The organism is Streptomyces sp. NPDC050423 (genome assembly GCF_040655445.1).
Classification (GTDB): domain Bacteria; phylum Actinomycetota; class Actinomycetes; order Streptomycetales; family Streptomycetaceae; genus Streptomyces.
Genome location: NZ_JBFAJY010000091.1, coordinates 1 through 3,172, shown reverse-complemented (window position 1 = coordinate 3,172; position 3,172 = coordinate 1). Strand labels below are relative to the sequence as shown.

Annotated in this window: 3 protein-coding genes; all 3 read left to right on the top strand. The window is 71.5% G+C overall.

Annotated elements, in window-relative coordinates:
* Positions 1-846, top strand: coding sequence for a beta-ketoacyl reductase (locus AB0I52_RS32725; protein ID WP_363078796.1), 846 nt, complete (start codon positions 1-3; stop codon positions 844-846).
* A gap of 76 nt (positions 847-922) precedes the next feature.
* Positions 923-2,146: an FAD-dependent oxidoreductase gene (locus AB0I52_RS32720; protein ID WP_363078794.1), complete on the top strand. Its 1,224-nt coding sequence runs from the start codon at positions 923-925 to the stop codon at positions 2,144-2,146.
* 190 nt (positions 2,147-2,336) lie between these two features.
* A complete protein-coding gene (locus AB0I52_RS32715) occupies positions 2,337-3,098 on the top strand; it encodes a TetR/AcrR family transcriptional regulator (protein WP_363078792.1) in 762 nt (253 codons plus the stop codon).
* Positions 3,099-3,172: the final 74 nt, after the last annotated feature.

Sequence of the window (3,172 nt, the reverse complement as noted above, 5' to 3'; positions counted from 1 at the left end):
TTGGGTGCGAAGGCTGATGGGGCTTGGTATTTGCATGAGTTGACGCGGGATCGTGAGCTGGCGTTCTTCGTGATGTTCTCGTCGGCGGGTGGTTCCGTGCTGGCGGCGGGTCAGGCGAACTATGCGGCGGCGAATGTGTTCCTGGACGCGTTGGCGGTGCACCGCCGGGCGGAGGGTCTGCCGGCCACCTCACTCGCCTACGGGCTCTGGGACGTCGCCACCGGCCTGACCGAGGCCATCGACGACGACGCCCGTCTCATGGCGGCACGCGGCCTGCCCGCTCTCGCCCCGGCCGACGCGCTCCGTCTGTTCGACGCCGGCCTGCGATCCGGCCGGCCGGCGCTGGTACCGCTCGCCATCGACGTACCGACCCTGAAGGCGCACCCCGGAGCACTGCACGCCCTCCTGCGGGACATGGTCCCCGCCGAGGCCGGCGGCCCCGTGGTCCGCACCCGTACGAAGGGTGCCGGCCCCGCCGCACTGATCGCCCGTCTCACCGGGCTGGGCACCGAGGACCGCGAACGGGCCCTGCTGGACCTGGTACGCGGTCACGCCGCCGCCGTTCTGGGGCACTCGGGCGCCGAAGCGGTCCCGGCCGACCGCGGATTCCTCGACATCGGATTCGACTCGCTGACGGCTCTGGAACTCAGGAACCGCCTGGGCGAGGTGACCGGCTGCCGGCTGGCGCCGACCCTGATCTTCGACTACCCCTCGGCCGCCGAGCTCGCCACGCACCTGCGTCAGACGCTCTTCGGCGAGGACACCCCAGCGGATGACCTCAGCGCGGCCACCGCGGACGAGCTGTTCGACATACTCGACGGCGACATTCTCGGCGACGAAGCGTAGGTCCCCCTCCCGGCAGGCCTTGCGGGGGACGGCACAAGGGGTTCATATGAGCACCGACCGGAGACGAGGAGCGAGTGTGCTGAACCGGATAGTCGTCGTGGGTGCGGCGGCGGCAGGACTGACCGCGGTGGAGACGCTGCGCGCCAAGGGCTACGAGGGTGGGGTGACGCTCGTCGGCGACGAGGTCCATCCGCCCTACGACCGGCCGCCCCTCTCCAAGGAGTTGCTGAGCGAGGGGTGGGAACCCCCGAGCACCTGGCTGCGCAAGGAGGACGTGCTGGCCGCCGTCGACGCGGACCTGCGCCTCGGCTGCCGGGCCACCGGCCTGGACCAGGCGGCCAGGACCGTCACCCTCGCCACCGGCGAGCGGCTGCCCTACGACGCGGCGATCATCGCGACCGGGCTCCGGCCGCGCAGGCTGCCGTACGGGGACGGCCTCCGGGGCGTCCACGTCCTGCGTTCACTGGACGACGCCGTCCGGCTGCGCGAGGCGCTCGCGGCGGGCCCGAGGGTGGCGGTTATCGGGGCGGGATTCCTCGGTGCGGAGATCGCCGCGACGGCGCGCGGGACCGGGCTCGACGTGACGCTGATCGACACGAACGCCCAGCCTCTCGAGCGCCAGGTCGGTGCCGGGATCGGCGAGCTCGTGGCCGGTATGCACCGTGAGCACGGGGTGCGGCTCGTTCTCGGCGCCGACGTCGTGGGGATGGCCCAGGACGGCGGCAGCGTGCGCGGGGTCCAGCTGGCGGACGGCACCACCGTCGACGCCGACCTCGTCGTCGTCGCGATCGGCTCGGTGCCCGCCGTGGACTGGCTCGCCGGTTCCGGACTGGCCCTGGGGGACGGGGTCCTGTGCGATGCCCACTGCCGGGCCGCCCCCGGGGTGTGGGCTGCGGGGGACGTCGCCAACTGGCCCCACCCGATGGTGGCCGGGGCCCGGGTCAGGCTCGAACAGCGGACCAACGCCGCCCAGCAGGCCATGGCGGTCGTCTCCAACCTGCTGGCCGGCGACGCGGGCGGGCAGCCGTACGCCCCCGTGCCGTTCGGCTGGACCCATCAGTTCGGGGAGAAGATCCAGACGATCGGCTGGTGCCCCCCGGACGCACGGACGGAGATCATCAGCGGGTCCACCGCGGACCGGGAGTTCGTCGCCGCGTACCACAGGGACGGAATCCTCGTCGGTGGGCTCGGCTGGAACAGCGCGCGCGGCCTGCGGCAGTGCCGGCTCCTGCTCGGCCGGCCGTCGACGGAACTGGCCGCCACGGTGAAGGCGCCGGCCCCCGCGGCGACGTCCGTCTGACGGCGAAACCAACCGATTCAGGGGGCGGCGCGCGAGCCCGGCCCTTCCTTCACTTTCACCGAGAGCGGTGTCGTACCGTCTCCCCACCTCGGTGTCATACCGGCTCCGCGTACCGCGGACCCGAGGCGTATACGATGCTCTATGCGTGCGTGATACGCATGGGAAGGCTTCCGATGAAGGCAGGCACGAGATGACTACTGGCGAAGGAAAGAGCACGGAAGGCGTCGGCCTGCCGAACAGCATCGCGGTGCTCTGGGAACTGCGGAACAGGGAACAGCGCGTCGCGCGCACCGGCCTGAGCGTCGAGCGCATCGTGTCGGCCGCGATCGAGTCGGCGGACGCCGACGGCCTGGCCGGGCTCTCCATGTCCCGGGTCGCCAAGAGCCTCGACTTCGGCACCATGTCGCTTTATCGTCACGTGTCGAGCAAGGACGAGCTGCGACAGCTCATGCTGGACATGGCCTACGGCACCCCGCCCCGCATCGAAACGGCGGAGGGGGACTGGCGGGAAGGTCTGGAGCAGTGGGCCCGCGCCTTCCAGGAGGTCTTCCACAGCCACCCCTGGATGCTCCAGATCTCGGTCAGCGGACCGCCCCTGGAGCCGGGTCAGCTCAGCTGGCTGGAGTGCGGCCTGCGGACCCTGGGCGGCACCGCCCTGCGGCCGGACGAGAAGCTCTCCGTGATGATGCTGATGATCGGCTACGTGCGCAACATCGTGCAGATGTCGCTGGGCGTCGTCACCGAGGGCATCAGTGAGGAAGACCTGATGGCCAACTACGGCCGCGCGCTGGCCAAGTACGCCGACTCCGCGTCGTTCCCCGCCCTCGCCGAACTGCTGGAGGCCGGGGCGTTCGACGAGCCCGAGGACGACTTCACCTTCGGGCTCCAGCGGGTCCTGGACGGGGTCGAGGTGCTGGTCCGTATCCGCAACGGCGAGAAGCCGCTCACCTGACGGTCCCGCCGGCCCCGATCCGCAGCTGCGGAAGGGCGTGACCGGCCGGACCGAAGATGACGCGGGCGCCGTCG